Genomic DNA, 21185 nt, shown 5'->3' on the forward strand with positions numbered 1-21185 from the left:
AATTATTATGTCATTATATCTGAAGGTTTCTAATGCGTTGAACAGTCTGGCAAAAGGCCTGATCGATGACCTGCACCATGCAGGCAACGGCGTATTTGAACCTCACTATATTGTTACGCAGACGGAAGGGATGAACAACTGGCTGAAACTGCAACAGGCCTATCGCCAGGGCATTGCGGCCAACTCCCGTTTCCTGAAGCCCAACGACCTGCTCTTTCATCTTTACATGTGGCTGGGAGGCCCCAGCATCAACGTGATGAGCTCCCAGAACCTCAGCTGGCTGATATTTAAGCTGCTGGGAGAACGGGAATTTATTGATAAATATCCGGAGGTGGCCGACTACTACCTCAACCACGGCGATGAAAGCAACCTGAAAAAAATGGTGCTGGCAGAAAAAGTAGCGGATTTGCTCGATCAGTACCAGGTATACCGCCCGGAAATGATCCAGACCTGGAGCCAGGCCGATCCCGCCACCCTCGAAACAGAAGAATGGCAGGAATGGCTGTGGGCAAGGGTAAAGCAACTCTCCGGCGATGCGCTCCCCGACAAAACGCTGATCGGTAACTATATCCTGGATGCACTCGCGGGTAAAGCAAAAAATGAGGTACTGAAGGCTAAAATCCCTGCTGTGCATGTATTTGGTCTCTCTATCCTCACCGCCTACCACATCAAAATTTTACATGAGCTATCTGCCGTCATAGACGTGCATTTCCATATCCTCAACCCGGCGCCCGGCGTATTCTGGTTTGAAGAAAGAAATGAAAAGCAGCTGGCACGATGGCGCGCAAAAGGGTTGAAAGACCTGGAAGAACAAGCCACCGTAGGTAATGCCCTCCTCACCGGGTGGGGCAAGGTGATTCAAAACAGCTTTCGCCTGTTTTTCTCCTATGATAATTTTATCAATGCCTATGAAGAAACCGGCGTAGTAGCCCCCAAAGCAAATACCCTGCTGCATAAGATCCAGCATGATATTTTCTCCGGCGCTACCCGCAACCGCCATCCACTGTCGCTGAAAGATGTGCAGGACGGCTCCCTCACCATCAACTGCTGCTATACACCGGTACGTGAAGTAGAGGCACTCTACAACTACCTGGTATACCTTTCCGACCAGCGGAAGGAACTCCTTTCCCCCCGGGAAATAGTAGTGATGGTATCAGATATAGATGCCTACGCACCCTATATCAAAGCAGTATTCAACAACGCACCACATAAGTTCAGGTATACCATCGCGGATGAAAGCTATACCGATAACGACAATATCTTCAACGCCCTGCAGGCCATCCTGCAGCTGGATGAAGAAAACTTCACCGCAGAAACCGTGATGCAGCTGCTGGACTTTTCGTATATACGCCAGCGTTTTAACCTGCAGAACCCGGTTTCCATCCGCCCGATCATAGAGGCGGCCAATATCCGATTCGGCATAGATGGCAGCACCAACGAACAAACGCATTATGTCAGCTGGAAGTACGGCATACAACGTATCATGTTCGGCATCTGCATGAGCGGCGAAACCGAATATGGGCAGGATGCCGACAGCTTCTTCCCATTAGACCTCGTAGAAGGCCGTGATGCCTACGATATTATCCGTTTCTGCCACTTCGCACGCGTGCTGATATCATTCATCGAAAGCCGCCGCCAGGCACGTTCTATTACCGATTGGGTATCTTACACAGAACAATTATTACATAGCCTCATCTTCGAACAACAGGACGAAACAGATGAAGACTATGCCGATCTGATCAAACAACTGACGGATTTCAATATCCTGCATGAATACATCGCTGACACGGTGCCATACAATGTTTTTGTGCATAGCCTGCTCAACGTCATCAGCGGTACTACCCGTACCAGCCTGTTTGCCAACGGCGGTATCACCTTCTGCTCGCTCATCCCGATGCGTTCCATTCCCTTTAAAGTGGTGGCCCTCCTGGGGTTGAACCACGATAAATTCCCGAGAAAGGAAAACAAATCAGGTTTCGATATCATGTCGAAACAGCCGCAGCGCGGCGACCGTAACATCCGGGAAAATGACAAGCACCTCTTCCTGGAAACAATCATATCGGCACAGGAATATCTTTATATCAGCTATGTAGGCCGGAGTGTGAAAGATAATACCACCATCCCGCCATCAGCCATGGTAGATGAACTGCTCGACTATATCGAATCAGGTGCGGAAGATACCACCCGCACTATCCGCAAGGCCATGGTACATTTCCAGCCATTGCAGGAGTTCAGCAGGAAATACAACCTGCCTTCCTCGGGGCTGTACAGCTACCTCAATAATAATGCTGCAGCGAGTCTGCCATTCATCAATCCGCACAAAACGGTGGAAATGCCGATGATGGAGGACTTCACACTGGATATGCTCACCAGCTTCTTCAAAAATCCCTTTAAAGCATACTACAACAGGGTGTTGGGCATCTACTTTAACGATAATCCTATCCTGATCAACGAAACGGAAATTTTCAGCCTGGATAAACTACAGCAATGGGGACTTAAAAACACGCTGCTGCCTATTTCCGGCGTTGACGCCGCCACCCGTGCCACCTTGGTAAAAAAGGGCAGACTACCACTCAGCAACATGGCTTTTGTGGCCATCAAGCAGGTGGAAGATACCGTACACCCGGTGCGTACACTACACGAACGCTGCACCGCCGGAAAAGATCCCGTTCGCCTCGACTTCGACCTGCTGGTAGACGACGTGCTGATGAAATGCAGTATAGATGAAGTATATGACGGGCATCTGATCAAGGTATCGTGGTCGAAAAATGAAGCGAAACATTTGCTGGATGCTTATATCACCTACCTCGCAGGCGTTGCTGCCGGCGAATTACATGGCATGATGTTCGTTTCAGGAACAGCAAAGGAAAATGTATTTGCGGCGAAACCTGTTTCCAGGGAAACAGCGTTTATACGTTTACGTGAGCTGATACGTATTTACCAGCAGGGTATGGAAGAAATACTGCCCTTCTATCCTGATTTCAATATGGAACCTAAGAAAGTCGAAAAGATCGACCCCAAAGGTTTTGCCAAACTGGTACACGACAACCTCGACCCGTCTAAACGCAGCAACAGCGACCGTTACGTGATGAGTGAATATGAAAACGGGTATTTTAATAAAGAAGGCATTTCGGAAGTTTACAAGCAGCTCTGCGAGCAGCTGATCAAGCCGCTGGCGGAGATTTTTCCGGAATATTATAAATAGGACATGACTACAGATCGATATAAGAATTTTGAGGTCACCACGGTGCCCATGGAAGGAAGTAACCTGATAGAAGCCAGTGCCGGCACAGGAAAAACCTATTCCATCGGTATCCTGGTGCTGCGACTGATCCTGGAAAAAAGAATTCCGGTGAAGGAGATCCTCATGGTAACCTTTACCAAAGCGGCTGTAGCAGAGTTAAAGGAACGTGTCCGTAAATTTGTGCGCATCGCACACCTGGTTAGTCAGGGTTACGAAACCGGCGATGAGACCATTGAAAACCTGGTACTGGATGCCATTGGGGTGCATGGTCACCTGCCCGTACTCGATCTCCTCAACGATGCCAGGTTATTGCTGGACGAGATTTCTGTACTTACCATCCACAGTTTCTGCCAGCAGATACTGAATGAATATGCATTTGAAACCGATCAGCTTTTCGGTGCAGAAATGGTACCTGATATCAGCCCGATCGTAGAAAGAGAGCTGAATAAATTCTGGCGCAAACACATTACCACCCTGCGTCCTGAGCTATTACAGCTGATCTGGGAAGAAGATATGCGGCCACGTATGCAGGAAATACTGGAAGAGCATATGAAAGGTAAAAAGTATCTCGGTTTCGAAGAGGGCTATAATTATCATATCGGCACCACCAAACAAACAGAATGGCTGGCGGAATATGAAGTTCTTGCGGTCCGGCTCACCGATATTTCCACCCAGCTACATGATTACATCTGCAAACATACACCTGACCTGACCACTACCTGTAGTAAGAATGCCAATGCGAAAAAAGCCTTTGCTGACCTTATCGCGGTGCCGGAAGCTTTTGCAGATGCTATACGTGTCAAGAAAAATCAGGCTAAAGCGCCTGCCTATATCTTTGAGCTCTTCCCCGACATCATCGATTTTATCGAACAGCAGGAAGCAGTAGAAGCCGAAATCGGCAAACTGGTAGCGGGCATTCATCATCGCCTGAATTGTTTTGCGATCAGCCAGGTAACCAACAGCGTGCATGGCTATATGACCCGCAACAATATCCTGGGCTACGACGACCTGATCACCAACCTCAACAACGCATTGGTAAAACGCGACAACCCGGAGCTGGTGGCCAGACTACAGGAAAAATACAAAGCCGTTTTTATCGATGAGTTCCAGGATACGGATCGTTTGCAATATGAAATTTTCAACAGGGCTTTCGGCGAAAACACCACCCTGTTCTATATCGGCGATCCCAAGCAAAGCATTTATGCCTGGCGTAAAGCAGACATATACACGTACTTCAGCGCGCGTAACAACGTGCAGCACCTGTACAGCATGAACTTCAACCGTCGCTCATCGGAGCCGATGATCAGGGCCATGAACCAGTTCTTCATGCCTTCTCCCGGCTTCGATACCTTCCAGTTCAGCGACGAGCAGGACAGCATTCAATATATCCAGGTAGGGAGTCCGGCAGACAATAAAAAAGGCCTGATCTATCACGGAGAAACGCCTGAAATACCTGTCACCATCTATGAAGGCAGCAACAAGCCGGAAATAGCCGCTGCCGTGGCTGCCCAGATAGGTCATCTGCTGATGGATGCCAACTACCGCATCCAGCCTAAAGGCGGCGAATCGCGGGCCATCAACCCTGCCGATATCGGCATTCTTGTAAGAACAGGAAAAGAAGGCGCAGAAGTAAAGCAAAAGCTGGCCAGACTGGGTATTCCTGCGGTTTCCATCGATGAATCCAAAGTACTGGATACCGCTGAGGCCCTCGAAATATATTACCTGCTCGAAGCCATGGAAACGCCCGACCGTTCTACCATTAACAGAGCCTTATTATCTACCCTTACCGGTTTTAGTGTAGATGATATCCTACACCTGGATGATGAACTGGTACTGGTATGCTTCGGCAAATACCGGGAACAGGCTGAACGCAATGGCGTATATCCGGCACTGATGGCCTTCCTCTCCGACTTCGGCGTACGGAATGTGCTCATGAAAGATAATAACGGCGAGCGTATCCTCACTAATCTCTTACAGGTAACAGAAATCGTACACCAGGTGCAGAGCAGACGTAACCTCTCCATGCGCGACCTTATCTCCTGGCTGAAACGCGGCATAGACGGTATGCCCGTTGAAGGTGATGAATATACGCAGCGCATGGAAAGTGATGAAGAAGCGGTGAAGATCGTTACGATTCATAAAAGTAAGGGGCTCGACTACAACATTGTATTTGCACCTTACCTGGATTTTAACCTGCGGGATAACCAGTCGTTCGTTAGTTTCCGTGATCCTGTTACCGGCGAGTATATCAGCACAGAAGAAGACAGACAGACAGAAGACCAGCGACATGCCTGGTTGCAACAGCAGGAACAGGAAAACAGGCGCCTGATATATGTAGCCATTACCAGGGCGGTCTATAAATGCTATATCTTCCGGAATAATTATTATAAAACGACGTCCCTTACTGCCTTTACCAATGAGCTTACCACTGTTGGGAGAGATAAGACATTAATTGATTTCGTCAATACGCTGCCGGCAGAACCTGAACATCACTACCGGAAGCATAAGTTGAAGGAAAGTGCCGCCAGCACAAAAAAAGAAGTTTCTTTTCACCTGAAAGAAGAATACTGGCGCAAGCTCAGTTACACCATGCTGGCCGCAAAAGCAGAGCAGAAGCGCATTCCACGTGGCGATACCGCTACAGACACCTACGATCAGTTTATATTCAATACGCTGCGTCGTGGTGCTAAAACCGGTAACCTCCTGCACTTTATCTTCGAAAATATCAGCTTTTCAGATAACAATAAATGGGAACACTGGCTGCAGGTAGCCATCGATAAGTTCCTGCCGGGCCAGGAAGAAGCTTATCTGCCGATGCTGCTTCAGCTGATCCAGCATGTCGTGAAAGTACCGCTCAGTACTGGCAGCAAGAGCTTTCAGCTATCATCGGTATCGAAAGATAAACGTATGGCGGAGTTTGAGTTTGATTTTCCCGTACCTGTTTTCCAGGCCAATGAATTAAATGAGCTTTCAGAAAACGGACTAACGGTTGGGGTTAAACGCTTTTCAGAGCTTGGCGGCCAGGAGCTGGAAGGTATCATGAATGGCAAGATAGATCTCTTCTTCGAGCACGACGGCCGCTACTATGTACTGGACTGGAAGTCGAACTACCTCGGCGACCAGCCGGACGATTACCGGCGCAGCAATCTGGAGGCGGAGATGAACAATAACAACTATCACCTGCAATACCTGATCTATACAGTGGCAGTAAAAAAATACCTGGAAACCAGGCTCCCCCACTTCGATTACGAACAGCATTTCGGTGGGATTTTCTACCTGTTTATCCGCGGTGTAAGGAACCACTCAGATAACGGCATCTACTATACGAAACCACCGTTGCAAAAAATTCAACAGCTGGAGCAGTTGATATCTGTGCGCAGATAATTAGTATTTCATCATTGCTGCTGACATAGGGTTGTCATTACCGGGTTACATCTTTGTACCATCAATAAAAATGTGACAGGTATGGATGCAACCATTCAGACGCTTTATGAATCACCGTTCTGCACGGTACATAATTTCCTTTGTCAATGCCGGGAATGCAGTATTTCAGCTAAAGAATACCAGGAGACATTCAGTATTGCGTATATCCGCAAGGGTAATTTCCGTTTCAGGATTTACCGCAACGAATTAGATGCCTATAGTGGCCTTTTCCTGGTTACCAAGCCCGGGTATGAACACCAGGTAGCGCACCTGCATGATATCCCCGACCAGTGCACTATTTTTTCTTTCCCTGTGGAAAGCAGTGCGGCTCTCATGGAACAGGCCGTGGATTTTGCGTGGTTCTTTCATAATCGCGACATACAATCCATCCTGGTGCAGGCAACGCCCGAAATGGAATGGCTGCACCAGCTGATATTCCTGTCGCTGCAACAACCACGAATATCTTCCCTGCGAACAGAACAGCTGATGACAGACCTTTTCCGGCTGCTACTCTCCGCGGAGCGTAATACAAACCAACTACCCCTGCTGAACGACAAACAAAAACGATATTATCTTCCGGTAATAGAAACGGTTAAAGACTTCTTCCACCAGCATTATACGGATGATATAAATCTCTCACAACTGGCCGCCATGAGCAATATGAGCCCTTTTCACTTCAGCCGGCTATTCAAACAGGTAACATCAGTAGCGCCCTATGGCTACCTGTTGCAGCTAAGACTGCACCATGCACACCTCCAGCTTAGCAATACATCACTACCCGTAACTGATATCGCATTTTCAACAGGCTTCAACAGCCTGGAGCACTTCTCTGCTGCGTTTAAGAAGGCATTTGGAAAATCCCCGGCCGCCTTCAAAAACAGCAAGATTCCTTAAATCTATCGTTCGGACACAGGCTACTTTTGATGTATCAAATTATGAAACATTAAAACATCTGTTATGTCAGTTTATTATGTGAATGCCTACAATATTACCAACGAAGAAGCGTATGCAAAATACGGTCCGCCGGTAATAGAAATCCTGCATAAATATGGTGCAGAAGTATTAGCCGCCGACCTCCAGGCAATAGGTGTAGAAGGCGCCCCCAAACATATGAACGCCATCATTCGCTTTCCTTCAGAAGCGGCGGCCCTGCAGTGTTACAATGACCCTGCATATCAGCCGTATAAGAAAATAAGGTGGGATTCTACCAGCGATACTACTATGTTGCTGTTACATGGACTGTAAAAAACGGATGTCTCAAAAGTTGTTTGACTGGCGGTGGCCAACCGTCTCTATGCAGTAGAGAGAAATCAACTACCGATCTCTACTGAGTAGAGATCGGTTGCAAATCCATCAAACATAATCTAAAATGGAATTACTTTTGAGACATTCTGTTTTAATTACTTTTATTTCAGCTTCGCACTAAGGAACTGTGCTAATTCAGCGGTGGAGATATCACGTTTGATGATACGCCCTTCACTGTCGAGCAGGAAGTTGGTAGGAAAAGCCTCTACAGAAAGATCTGCGGCTTTCACCCCGGCCAGATCGAGATATTGCGGCCATGTCAGCTGATATTTGGCAATAGCTTCCTTCCAGGCGGGAATCATTGCCTTATTATCTGTGGATACACCTTTTATCGTAAAGCCCCGGGCGTTGTATGTTGCATATATTTTCCTGTACTCCTCAAACTCGCTGATACATGCTGAACAATGGCTAAACCAGAAATCTATCAGCGTATATTTTTCTTTTGAACCTCCCAGTAGTTTTACAGGTGCATTACTGGTATCAGCCAGCGCCAGTGAAGGAAACTTTGCGCCTATCGCAGTTATGGCTGCCTGATCCAGTCTGCGCTTTAGTGCCGTACCTGTATAGGAAGCTCTAACGGCAGGGGATAAACGATCGAATGCCTGTTTGTACAGCTCATCGTAGCTATCTTTTAACCGAAGCACTAATTCCCACAGGGCAGCATAAGAGTCCGGGTGACTGATAACATAGTTGTTCAAAATTTTCTTTCTATTGATGATAATACTATCATGCTGGTGATTATAATTAGCGGTAATCGAGTCTGTCAGCTTATGCTCCTTTCCCAACGCAAAAAATATATTGCGAATACTATCCCTATAATTATCTGTCTGTACAAATGCCGGCAACAGTTCCTGCTTACGCTCGATTGTATTTTTATTTTCCAGTTCAGGTATCTTTCCGCTGGCATTAAAATCACAGGTAACCTGCTGTGCGCCGGGCTCTACAAGGAAGTAATCAGAAACATAAACTGCAACCGGGCTTTTCCGAACATATAACCTGAACTGATAGGGATAAGAACAGGTATCCGAAATTACAAACCTGCCACCTTCGATATGAGCGGTATATTTGCCCTTGCCTCCGGGATAATAGGCGTCATCTCCCGCCGGCAACATCGTCACCGTTCCTGTATCTACATTTATTTTCCCTTCCAACTTAAAGAAAGACTGCGCTTTTACCACGTGCAGTCCAGCGCAAATAAACAATGCAGACAACAAAATGAAGCGGATCGTTTTCATATAATATGCAGATTAATAATGGAACATGCAGGCCCGCGGCCCCTGTTTCCAAAATACAAAAATGCCCACCTCACATCTGTTAAAAAATTCAAAAAACGTATCCGCAGCGTAGCAGCCTTTGGATTGGCCTGATAAATCCTGCTACAGTACTACATCAGCATATACTTATCTACTCAAATAAATCCTGCGTTATACTTTCTTCTGATCTTTAATATACATACCTCCCATTTCAGTCATCTTTCCTAAATAGTTATTTTGTATTTTCCAGTACAGCCTGTTATACCGCTCTGCTCCATGCGTTGCAAAATCAGGATGAATACTGGCAATAGCGTTATTGCTCAGGTCACAATTTTGAATACGCGTTCTTGCAAAATGCGCCGGCAGTTCGGTAATCTGGTTGTTATGAATCCAGAAATAATCATAGTAGGAGCTCACAACTGCTGCTTCCGGCAATGCTGTGATGTTATTATCATTGGCATAAAATTCACGCAGTCTGGATGTGAAGAGCGTTGCATCCAATACAGTAAGCTGATTATGCGAGATATCCAGGTGTGAAAAACTGGTTTTATCAGCCTTAAAAGACAATGTTTGCAGGCCATTGCGGGAGAGATTCAGGGTATCCCACGAAATGGCAGCATTTCCATTGGCAGCATATAGTAATTCAGTATCTATCTGCGCAATTTTATTGGACCGCAGCAGTAATTTAGACAGATTAAATTTAGCTAGAAAATAAGGAAACTGACTGATCTGATTATTTGAAAAATCAAGGTCCTGCAACCCCGACAGCTGCGCCAACTCTTCCGGCAATTTCGTCAGTTTATTATATTTCAACTCCAGCTTTTCCAGCTTGCTCATGTTAAAAACTGCCGCCGGCACCTGCGTCAGCTGATTATAGCCCAAACACAGTGTTTCCAGCTGTTTAAAGGCATCCAGCCATTCCCAGTTTTTAAGTTTTAGTCCGGATACATCCAGGGTTGTTAATCGCTCCAGCGGTTGAAGGATGCTACCATCTTCCACACTATTATACGCTATCTCCAGCCGCTCAAGCTGTGTCAGCGCTCCAATTGCCGCAGGTATGACGATATTACACTTATTCAGCAACAGCTCTTTACAAGTTGGCATGTCACGCAATACCCGAATGGCAGCGTCAATATCAAACTGTTCGCAGCCTTCAAAATGCCAGTTTTGTATATCCGTAAAATAAATAGTTTCAGGAGGTAAGGAAAGTCCCTTCACGCCTTTCATACTAAAGGTTTTCCTACCTTCCGTGCTGATGGTAGCAGCGATGGTATGGTGCATGAACCGGAATATCATGTTATCAATATCCGGGTTTCTCAAAATATAATTGAGTTTATAATCTGTGTCGCCCCCCATTCGTAGCGACAAGCGCCGGGAACCTTTTATGTGTTGCAGGAACGATGGTGAGCCAAATTTTGTATATAAAGAGGTGGCCTTTTTACTGATATCCTGATCAGTATGTGCCAGCATCACGGCTGCCAGTATGCTCTGTATAGTTTTATTGGCGCCTCCTGTAGCGATTATCTCGAATGCAAGCGCGTAATTTTCTGCCTGGTTACTGGTCAGCAACTGTAGCAGGTGTGTGTTTGAACTTTCGTTCTCTTCCTGTAACAGCCAGTGGTCCGCCCCACTTACCAACACCTGTTTCAGCTGATCAGCAGTGATCACCTCCACATTACCGGCTAAAAATGGAAGGAGTTGTTCCACGGTAGTGCTATTGCCAATTACGACAATTACCCCTTCCCCATCAGCCTTATTATCTGCCTTAATACCATGCGGCTGTAGCTTTTCATTAATAGACTTCATACTTTCCCCTTTCAGCTTTTCCAACAGGCGCAAGGTAACTTTTCGTTGTTCCCGTATAGCCGCTTCCAGTGAGTTTGGCAAAAGTTTATTCAATGCCGTTATATTTTGTGAAGCAAGTCCAAATAAAACCTGTAGCTGAAAATCACTGAAAGACTTATTCGCTGTTTGCTCGCGGAACCCGGGGATTATATTTCCATAATCACTGGCCATTTTAACATGTCTGGTTAGCCCGATAGTAAGCTGCGAAACGCCGTAATTGTGGTAATCCAATCTTTCCAGCCGGTCCAGCAATGGTATATTTTCCATTGCCAGCAATACGTTTGCATCTTCCTTCCCACCAATTTGTATGTCCAGCTTTTTTAATTTCGGTAAACTTTTAATCAGCTGGATTATCTCCGGTACTTTGCCGGTATTTTTTTTCTTCTCGGGCAGATGCAGGTCGGTGAGCGATTGAAGCAGGCTGATATTATACGGAAAGGTATTGCCGCGATAACCAACCAGTATCAGCTCTTCCAATACCGGCAAAGTAGCCAGTCGGGAAGCTTCTTTATTGAAGTCCATATTGGAACTATTCAACCGCAGCGACCTGAGGTACTGCATCTGGCTGATGCTTTCCGGGAATGTTTTTATATTAATGCCGATATCCAGTTTTTCCAGGTGCAGCAAAGTATCAAAAGAAGCCGGCAGACTGGTACAACCTTTTATGTGAATGGTAAGTTCTTTCACCAGGGGGTATTGCAGAAAGAAATCCTCCTGCAATGGCGGAAGCACGCCATTATAATCATAAATACTCAGGTGGTGGCTATAGGGATTAAAAGAGATATGCTTATCGGCATTCATCGTTACTTACATTTTAGTTAATAGTAATTTTGCAATAGCAGGGATGCCATACAATTTTTTCAGGCTTTTATTGGTGGAGCTTACCAGTTCCTGCGCCATGGCTAATCGCAGGTCGTTTGGAATAAAAGGCAGCAGTATAAATGCCTGCAGGTTTTCAAAAGCTTTGGCTTTGAGTTCTTCTTTCATGTTCAGCAAGTGATTGGTGAGTCGTGTCATCATCACTGACAAGATATCCATGCGCTTAGTGGTACCATCTACCAATTCTTTGAGCTGCCCTTCTATGACCTGGAAGTTAGGTGCATTTAATATTTCTTCCGGCGGAATAAGTTTATCCATATCCATATTGATGAAGGTGATGAAAGCCACGGTGGTGGACTCATCCAGACATCCGTCTCCCAGTATCTTCACCAGGTCCAGGTTAGCACGAAGGTCTTTTATCGGCGCCAGTGCATGAAAGAACTGTACCAGTGAGCGGGGTGTTGTTCTGCTGCCGCTTACTATTTCCGGATAGGTGAGTACAAAGTTGATACCCCTTGGATCGATACCTGCACCTTCTGCCCATCTGGCCCATGTTTTCACATCAAACTCCATTGTAACATGCATCATACGGGTCAGCATGGCATCATCCATTGCCGATACGGAATAGTCGCCCCCATCGGGGTTGGCGGTGAGTACGATCATCCATCCCGGCGGAAAGCGCCAGCTTACCAGTTCATAGTTTTGCAGCAGTTGCATAATACCGCGAAGAATGCGGTCATCGGCACGGTTTACGTCATCTATGAGAAAAATACCGGGGCCCGGTGTGGTAGGCACCCAGTCTGGTGCGGCAAACTGCGTAGTGTCGTTGGCGTTAGCATGGGCAATTCTGGGCATTCCCAGCAGGTCGCCCATTTCCTCAAACTGGGCAGGGGCGATGTATACAAACTGGAAGCCCTGGTTATGTGCAAAGTCTCGTACCAATTCTGTTTTCCCGATACCATGAAGCCCCCAGATGCATACTGGCGTTGGTCTCCTGGTTTCAGTACCGGATAAATGCTGTTGTGTCACATGCTCCAGTAATCGCTGTACATGATCTGCGTTCACTTTGGCACCGTAAGTACTAAAATTAAACTGTTGGTTTTTGGACATAGTTGTTACTCAGAATATAATAGGTTGCAAAAATAGAAACTTGTTGCGCAAGGGATATGCGTAGCGAACAATCTGCCAATTAATCCGCCGCCAGGCGTGCCTTTCTGCCAGGCAATGCCTGGAATGCTGCTGAGCTGGCAGCAATGCCATTACTGCTGATGACCCATAGTATCGGAAAGCGCGCCACTGTTTGCGGACAGGGAGCAATGCCATCTGTAAAATAGATCAGTGCATCAGGTTGGAAGATGGTATTACCATAGTGTATAGGCGGATTGAAATCTGTGCCTCCACCACCTTTTATGAAAGCAGGCAGCTGGCCTTTATAAGGATAGGCATGTTGTACTTTAGCATCACATTCCACCACCATTATTTCGGCGCCTTGCCGCCACAGGTGATGTATTTCATTGAAGAATGCGGATACCTCGGACGCAGCAATACTACCGGATGTATCTATGGCTACCAGTAATTTTTGCTGCCGGCAGATTTTAATACCGGGATTGGTACCAAATCGCCTGGAAGGACGCTTCAACGTGTTGCGCACCTTCGTTCTGGCACTGCTGGCACCAAAAAGCTTTACCACCCGCCGCCAGTCGACCAGCGGTTTATTTTTGATCAGCAACCCATCCAGGTATTGCCTGATCCCCGCCGGCATACGGCCATAACTTTTTTCGTTGGTCCTTGACCGTGCCAGTTGCAACTGATGATCGATGTCCGCATCCATTAATGATTTATCAATATTATCAGCCGTATATATTTCCTTCCAGGCCTTATGGCGTTCCATCCCATGAGAATGTTCGGTGATCGCAGATAAGGTAGCCAGGCTCTCACTATCCTTAAACAGGGTCTCCTTATTCTCCTGCAGGTAACGCAGCTTTTCGTAGTAGTATTTCCAGCTTTGCCCCTGCTCCAGTAGTAGTTCCGGAAATTTATGCAGGAATACCGATTCGGGCGGCAACAGGGCATGATCTATATACTGGTTTACTACCAGGTCCATCGCAATATTAACGAGCAGCCTGTCCTTTCCCGGCTCATGAACCAGCGTATGCTTCAATACAATATGCAATACTTCATGCTTGACTACCCCATAACGGTGTCGCTTATCCGTAAAGAACTGGTCCCAGAACACGGGATTGACATACAGGGTATGGCCTCTACCTCTCAAACCTACCGCCATGGTACCGATAGGGCCGTCTGCCGCAACAATTTCCTTGTTGATAGTGGCAAAGAAATGTGAATAGAATGGTTCCTGGAGCAACAATTCAATGCTGGTACGGGTTACTTCTTCCAATATTCTGCGGTGATCTTCCAGGGTATTCATAGTAGAATTATTCGCTAATACTTTTATTGATAAAGGAATCAAAGTATCAAAAATATCTTTATATCTATCTCTTTTTAATAATAAATACTTTATAAAACTAAAAAAGTGGAAGTGCCAGACAGGCACACTCCACTTTACTTCACTGATAGTTTTACAGGAGCCGTTAACGAAAAGAGGCTTCAATAGCATTCAGCTGCTTCCATACCCGATGCTCCATTGGCTGCGGCGAAACATTTATAAAGAATACTGTTTTATCCGGCAACACACCATCTTTTCTAACGACCACCACATTCAAAGTCACAGGCTTTTGCTCCATATAATCCAGCATATAGATGGTGCCGGTAAATACATGTCCGGATTTATCTTTCTTTAGTTTCACCTGCGTAGGAAAAACTTTATCTGCGGGTATCTTCCTGGGTCCGATGTTACGCTTCACCAGCCCTTCGTAATAGGTGGTGAGACTACTTTTCAATTCCGCCTCATCAGGTGTCAGCTTTCCATCCAGCAACCAGCTATAGCAGTAAGACCAGTATTCCGGTGATTTACTATCGCCCCAACCAGGTGCAAACGACAACTCTTCCACTCCTTTCCCGGGAATAGTGGGTGCAAAATCAGGAGGGAAAGACAATAATTCCTTACTCCAGTTTTTTGGAACACTCAGCTGATAAGGTTTCTCCCAGTTGAGCGGATCGAAGATACCCATAGATTTCTTCAGCCATTTTACACATTCCATCTCCTCAATAATGGAGAAGGAGTTAGGGTTACGAACGCCGGTGGGCTGCATACCCGGCCTGGCACTAATAAACGCAGCCTTGTCATTACCCGCCAGCAGCAAGCGTTTTATAAACTCACTCCCATCAGGAATATTGGTATCATACAAACTATTTCTTCTGTTGACCAGCTGCCAGTTAATATCCGTATCGAAATAGACGCGTACCGCCATATCTTTCAGCAACTGCTCATTACCGGGTGTAGCACTGCTTACTATGAAAGGGCTCAGCTCACGGTACCTGGCAGCATTGGTATGAATGTCGCCATTTTCTGTACGCATTTTATCAAGCAGAAATTTTGCGTCGTTGACCTCCCCTTCGTAATAATCTTTTTTGATCGTGCCTTCCAAACGGTCCCAGAGCCGGAATAAATCTGTCGGACTATCAGCCACAAACACCGCCTTCGGCACGACAGGAACCTTATGTGTACCCGCTTTTGCCAGTTCTGCATACCGCAAAGCAATTGTTCCGGCGTAGTCATACGCACCAATTGCAAACTTTGCTGTATCAGCCTTATATTTCTGGATCACATGGGTGATCACCTGGTTCAACTTATCTACTGTAAAACTATCTGCATATATTTTTTGTCGGGTAGATACCAGGATAGTAAGAATATCATTTGCTGCTGCTACCGCAGCAAGATTTGTTTCAGGCACCATGGCTTCCGGCGGGCCAAAACTACGCAGTAAAACCAGCACGCCGTTAATGTTTTCCGAATTGGGCTTTACTGCCAGGTAGTAATCCTTGTCATTGAAAACTACCTTTTCAGTTTGCTGTGCAAACACATGGAACGGGCCCAGGAGGCAGATGAACGTAAACAACAATCTTCTTATCATGGTTATATGCTGGTTTTCATCTCCTTAAATTATAAAAAATGCCTGTAGATATTTTATAATCTTCTTTATACTAATCTTGTAGCCAGTGCCAACTATCTCCAGGTAAAAATAAAAACATAACATAAGCTTAAAACCGCTGTCTGTTTAAAAAAAGTATTTTGCCCCGCGTTTGATAATTTACAGTGGTATGCAAGATGTAGCGCTCATCCGAAATGGAGACCAGAAAGCTTTTGAACAATGTTTTAACCAGCATTGGCCCTCCCTGTATGCATTTGCTTTTAAAACACTGGGCAACTCCGCTGACGCCAAAGACGTGGTGCAGCAGGTATTTATATCGATATGGGCCAGGAGAGATAAACTCCAGATCAATACCTCACTGGAAGGCTATCTGCACCAGGCCGTGAAATACCAGTCGCTCAAAAAACTGCAGGAAATGCTGGGCCGTCCGGAAAACCTGGACCATGTACAGGAATTTATTCTGCCGGTATTAAATGATATATGGGAGAAGATGGATACTGCGGATGTTTTTAAAGAAATAGACCAGCAGCTCGACCTCCTGCCCCCCAAAACCAAAGAAATATTTCTACTAAGCAGAAAACACCAGCTCTCCATTACAGAAATTTCGGGCAAACTGAATCTATCCGAAAAAACTGTCCGAAACCAGCTCCACATTGCGTTAAAGGCACTTCGACATCATATAGCCGTTGCCGTTGTAATGACCCAGTTACTGAGTTAACAATTCCGTAACACACTTCTTCGGGACAAGCATCCCCTTTTCCGGAACATATGTGTAGAAGAATGTTCCGATGAATATTGTACAACTGAAGAGAATACTGAATAATTATCTGTCTGGCAGGGCTCCTGCCAAAGAAAGGCAGCTGATAGACCAATACCTGCAACAGGCATGGGATAACCGTGAAGTACCGGAAGATACCGAAGTACAACGCCTGGAAGTATTGGATCATCTTCGTACAGCCATGCGCCCACGTATGTACCTGCGCTGGATATCTGCTGCTGCAGCCAGTATCCTCCTGATGGTAACAGCGGGTACTGCCTGGCATTACAGCGAAGAAATCGAAGAATGGGTACATCCTATACCTTTAAAACAGGTGTATGCAGACAAATACCGCGTTCAGAAAGTAATGCTGCCCGACAGTTCTGTTGCCGTCCTCAATGGCGGTACTATCATTGAATTCCCCAGTACCTTCCACGGCAAAAACCGTACAGTGAAAGTCAATGGAGAAGCTTATTTCGATGTGGTACCCGACAAACATCCCTTTGTCATCAGTAGTCCGAATCTTCGTGTAACCGTACTCGGTACCTCCTTTGTGCTGGCAGACAGCCTCCACAACGGCCAGCCTAAAGTGAGTGTAAAAACCGGTAAGGTAGCAGTATCAGTAGCCAGCATTGTACAACAGGTAGGCGCTTCGGAAGAACTCGTATATAACCTGCAGCAAAATCAGCTCAACCTGTTTCGTCAGCAGGAAATCAATACAGACTGGATCACCAAAAGTATGGTGTTTAACGACAACACCCTGCAGGAAGTATTCAATACACTGGAACATGTCTATCACATCGATATCCGCTGCGATAATGACAGTATCCGTCACCAACGCTTTACAGGAGCATTTGAAGCCAGCGATACGCTGGATGATATGCTGAAAGTATTAACTGTATCCTACAGATTACACATGACTAAAAACCACAACAGCATCGTAATCAGATAACCTGCTTTATTCTATTTCTACTGAGCGGCCACACCAGTGCGGCCGCAACGGGATTGCTATTTCTAAAATTCAGCTCAAATGAAGGAAAAAATTTTACTCGGATGTATGCTGTCGCTGCTCCTCTTCTCCACCCCATCCCATGCACAGGATGTACAACAGAAGAAGGTCAGCGTCAGTTTCAAAAATGAACCGGTTGTCAGGTGCCTGAACATCCTGCAACAACGCAATGGTGTTACCTTTTTTTATAATCCTGCCGACTTAAAAGCAGTAGAGAAGAAGGTGACGGCGGATATCAGTAATAAGTCCATCGCAGATGTCCTGCACCTGTTGCTGGAAAATACCGGTCTGGAATATGAAGTAGTAGATGGTAAAAAGGTAGTGATCCGCAAGGCTATTCCCAGGCAAAGCACACCACGTACACCGCAGAAACGTACCCTGAACGGTGTGGTAACCGATGCCGCCAAACATACGCCCATAGGCAAGGCAGAGGTAATGATCCAGAGCACGGGCACCGTAGTTACCGCAGATGAAACCGGTCATTTCTCGGCAGAAGTAAAGGATACCACCGATGTACTCGTCGTATATTTTGCAGGATATACCACGAAAACGCTCCGGGCAGGCGCTGCCAGTGTAATGACTATCAGCCTGGCTGCTGATAACAAAACCCTCAGCGGTGTTACGGTAGAAGCACGCCGCCGCGCCAACACAGAGGTGATGATGCTCAATGACCGTAAGAATGCCGCTGTAATTTCCGATGGTATCTCTGCGCAGCAAATGGAACGTACGGCCAGCGTGACCACCACACAGGCTTTACAGCGTGTATCCGGCGTTACCATCACGGATGATAAGTACATTGCCATCCGCGGCCTCGGCGACCGTAGTGTTATCGGACAGCTGAACGGTGTGCGCCTGGCCTCTTCAGACCCCGACAGAAGTGCACTGCCACTGGATCTCGTACCTGCGTCACTGTTAGATAATATCACCATCTATAAATCTATTACACCAGATAAACCTGCGGATGCTGCGGCAGGTATCGTAGAGCTGAAAACGAAGTCGGTGCCTGAGCATGAGCTGTTCAGCATCACCGTGCAAAGCGGTAAAAACTCACAGACAGGCAATGGTGTCAACAGCTTTTATAATAGCGACATGGGGTTTCTGGGAGATAAAGTGAAAAATAAACAACTGTCGGAGGATTTTAAAAATCTTTCTAACCAATATCCCGGAGGATTAAAAGAAATACAACAGCTGATCACTGACAGCCGCAACAGTCCTGCAAAGGCTGCGGAAGCCAATCGTATCAACAACATCATGCACAGCTTCGACCCTGTGCTCACCACCAGGTATAAGTCGGCCCCCCTCAATCAGATCTATTCCATCACCTATGGCAACAGTTACACTGTTTTTAAGAAACACCAGCTGGGCTTAATTGCAGGGGCCAACTATTACAACCGTACCAACGATATCTATGACGGAACGCTTACGCAATACAGCGTTTACCAGGGTGTACTCACAGGTAACAGCGGATTATATAGTCCGAGAGTTATTCCGAACTATATCACACCCAACAAACTCAATCTCGGTAAATATCTCAACTATAAAGAAAATACAGGCACCCAGACACTCAACTATGGCTTCCTGGGCGGACTGACCTACCGGTTCAATCCACAGCATGAGATCAGCATGCAGTACCTGGGAAGCAAGGGTGCCGAAACAAAAGCCTCTAACCTGCACGGACAATACGAATACACCGGTCTTCCCGGCAAAGTATACAACAACGTATATTCCCTGCGCCAGACCTACCGCGTACTCAATACCTTCAACCTGCAAGGTGAACATAAGTTCGGAAAAACCGAATATGCTCCTAAACTGAGCTATAACCTGGCTACGTCTAAGTCTACGCAGGACGACCCGGACTACCGTTTTGTAAACCTGGCAGACTACCGCCTCAATGAAGGCACCGCCTATGCCGTGCCTTCCAACCTGCAAAACGGCATCCCCAACTACGTATATACCCAGGACCTCTATGCACTGGTATCTGGCTATGTAAATGGTTATGGCCCCTATGGCATCATACAGGCCGACCCTAACGGCAGAAGGTACAGGAAGCTCACGGAAGACAACTACAACTATAAAGCCGATGTAACGCTGCCTTTTAAAGTATTGGGCTTGCACCAGGATTTTAAAACCGGCGTCAACTACCTGCACCGCAGAAGGACCTTCGGCGAAAACATCCTGTACCTGCCGGGTTCCAACTACTCCACCAACGGAGCCCTTGCACTGTATGAGGTAAACGGCAATCTGGATCAGCTGGTTGGTTACAACCGCATTGGCATACGCCCTCCCTCCAGTAGCAATGAAGAAGGTGCGCCAAAAAATGGTGGTTTTCTCTACAACACACAGAAATCTCCCAACAACTATAAAGGCTATTACGAAACACGCGCTTTCTATGGTATGCTCGACCTGCACCTGACAGAACAATTACGTGTAACCGGTGGCGTTAGGTTTGAAATGACCGATATACAGGCTGTCGTAGATACCGCCAACGTATTCCTTGACCCGAATATCACCACTACTGATGCCAGCGGCAACAAGGTGAACCTCGTATATACGGAGCCCAACAGCGCCTATAAAACAGATTACAAACCCTACTACTCTGCCAATGTCACCTATACACTGAATAAGAGCATGAACTTCCGCCTGGGCTACAATACCACGCTGGCAAGGCCTGAACTGAGAGAGCTGACCAATGTGTTCGACTTCGATCCATTCCAGTTTGCGCTGGTAGTAGGTAATCCGAAGTTAAAAAACCAGCAGACGACCAACTACGATTTCCGCTGGGAGTGGTTCGTAAAACCAGGTGAAGTGCTTTCTGCTTCTGTTTTTTATAAAGAGATAGATAACCAGCTTACCAAAGTATTCAAGCAGCAGTCGTCCGGACTGGAGGCTAAATTTCCGGAGTTTCCGGCGATAGAGTTCCAGAACGACCCCAACAAAGGCCGTGTGTATGGTATAGAACTGGAAGCCGTAAAGAACCTCGGCATGTTTGCGCAACCGCTACGCTTCTTCAACCTGGGCGCCAACTTGCTACTGGCACAGAGTGAAATTAAAAAGACAAAAGAAAGACTGGAAGCATCCCGTTCTATCGACCGCCGCGCTCCTGCCAACAGTCCGCTGTTTGAACAGGCACCTTACTCGATGAATATCTTCCTCAACTTCAATCAGCCTGTCTGGAAAACAGATATCACCGCTACTTTCAACATGGTAGGAGAACGTTTGATACAGGTAAACCTGGATGGCACGCCTGACCTGTATTCCAGACCGTTACCCGTGCTCGACTTAGTATTTACCCAACAGCTTTTCAAGCGCCTGCAATTAAAAGGTTTCGCTAAAAACCTCCTCGACAGACCCGTAGAGGAAGTATACGCCAACCCTGGCACCGGTGGAATGTTCTACGGAAAGAAATATGTGAGAAGAAGCTTCTATCGCGGTACAGAATATATGCTGGGACTTACTTACACGCTGTCAAACTAATTAC

Annotated in this window: 12 protein-coding genes; 7 read left to right on the forward strand and 5 right to left on the reverse strand. The window is 46.5% G+C overall.

Going from position 1 to position 21185, the window contains the following annotated elements; all coding sequences use genetic code 11:
- Positions 1-7 precede the first annotated feature (7 nt).
- From recC to F3J22_RS24935, 4 genes are all read left to right on the forward strand, one after another.
- Positions 8-3205: an exodeoxyribonuclease V subunit gamma gene (recC, locus tag F3J22_RS24920; protein WP_167020630.1), complete on the forward strand. Its 3198-nt coding sequence runs from the start codon at positions 8-10 to the stop codon at positions 3203-3205.
- Positions 3206-3208: 3 nt separating this feature from the next.
- Positions 3209-6628: an exodeoxyribonuclease V subunit beta gene (gene recB, locus F3J22_RS24925; protein ID WP_167020631.1), complete on the forward strand. Its 3420-nt coding sequence runs from the start codon at positions 3209-3211 to the stop codon at positions 6626-6628.
- Between the two features lie 81 nt (positions 6629-6709).
- The gene (locus tag F3J22_RS24930) at positions 6710-7561 is read left to right on the forward strand and encodes an AraC family transcriptional regulator (RefSeq protein ID WP_167020632.1); all 852 of its coding nucleotides are present in this window, start codon (positions 6710-6712) and stop codon (positions 7559-7561) included.
- 63 nt (positions 7562-7624) lie between these two features.
- Entirely contained in the window at positions 7625-7912 is a 288-nt protein-coding gene (locus F3J22_RS24935) for a DUF1330 domain-containing protein (RefSeq protein WP_167020633.1), read from the forward strand.
- Between the two features lie 161 nt (positions 7913-8073).
- Here F3J22_RS24935 and F3J22_RS24940 read toward each other — a convergent pair whose 3' ends face one another.
- The 5 genes from F3J22_RS24940 to F3J22_RS24960 all read right to left on the reverse strand — a co-directional run bounded on the left by F3J22_RS24940 (position 8074) and on the right by F3J22_RS24960 (position 15923).
- Entirely contained in the window at positions 8074-9207 is a 1134-nt protein-coding gene (locus tag F3J22_RS24940) for a TlpA disulfide reductase family protein (protein WP_167020634.1), read from the reverse strand.
- 189 nt (positions 9208-9396) lie between these two features.
- A complete protein-coding gene (locus tag F3J22_RS24945) occupies positions 9397-11871 on the reverse strand; it encodes a leucine-rich repeat domain-containing protein (protein ID WP_167020635.1) in 2475 nt (824 codons plus the stop codon).
- 6 nt (positions 11872-11877) lie between these two features.
- Positions 11878-12999: an AAA family ATPase gene (locus tag F3J22_RS24950; RefSeq protein ID WP_167020636.1), complete on the reverse strand. Its 1122-nt coding sequence runs from the start codon at positions 12997-12999 to the stop codon at positions 11878-11880.
- 79 nt (positions 13000-13078) lie between these two features.
- A complete protein-coding gene (locus tag F3J22_RS24955; protein WP_167020637.1) occupies positions 13079-14317 on the reverse strand; it encodes a VWA-like domain-containing protein in 1239 nt (412 codons plus the stop codon).
- A gap of 163 nt (positions 14318-14480) precedes the next feature.
- Positions 14481-15923: a hypothetical protein gene (locus F3J22_RS24960; RefSeq protein WP_167020638.1), complete on the reverse strand. Its 1443-nt coding sequence runs from the start codon at positions 15921-15923 to the stop codon at positions 14481-14483.
- 187 nt (positions 15924-16110) lie between these two features.
- On the opposite strand from F3J22_RS24960, the gene F3J22_RS24965 reads away from it, so the two are divergent.
- The 3 genes from F3J22_RS24965 to F3J22_RS24975 all read left to right on the forward strand — a co-directional run bounded on the left by F3J22_RS24965 (position 16111) and on the right by F3J22_RS24975 (position 21181).
- On the forward strand, positions 16111-16659 hold the full coding sequence (locus F3J22_RS24965) for an RNA polymerase sigma factor (protein ID WP_167020639.1): 549 nt from the start codon (positions 16111-16113) through the stop codon (positions 16657-16659).
- 70 nt (positions 16660-16729) lie between these two features.
- Positions 16730-17650, forward strand: a complete 921-nt coding sequence (locus tag F3J22_RS24970; protein WP_167020640.1) for a FecR family protein — start codon at positions 16730-16732, stop codon at positions 17648-17650.
- 78 nt (positions 17651-17728) lie between these two features.
- Complete coding sequence (locus tag F3J22_RS24975) at positions 17729-21181, forward strand: TonB-dependent receptor domain-containing protein (protein ID WP_167020641.1); 3453 nt, start codon at positions 17729-17731, stop codon at positions 21179-21181.
- Positions 21182-21185 lie beyond the last annotated feature (4 nt).

This window comes from Chitinophaga sp. Cy-1792 (assembly GCF_011752935.1).
Classification (GTDB): Bacteria; Bacteroidota; Bacteroidia; order Chitinophagales; family Chitinophagaceae; genus Chitinophaga.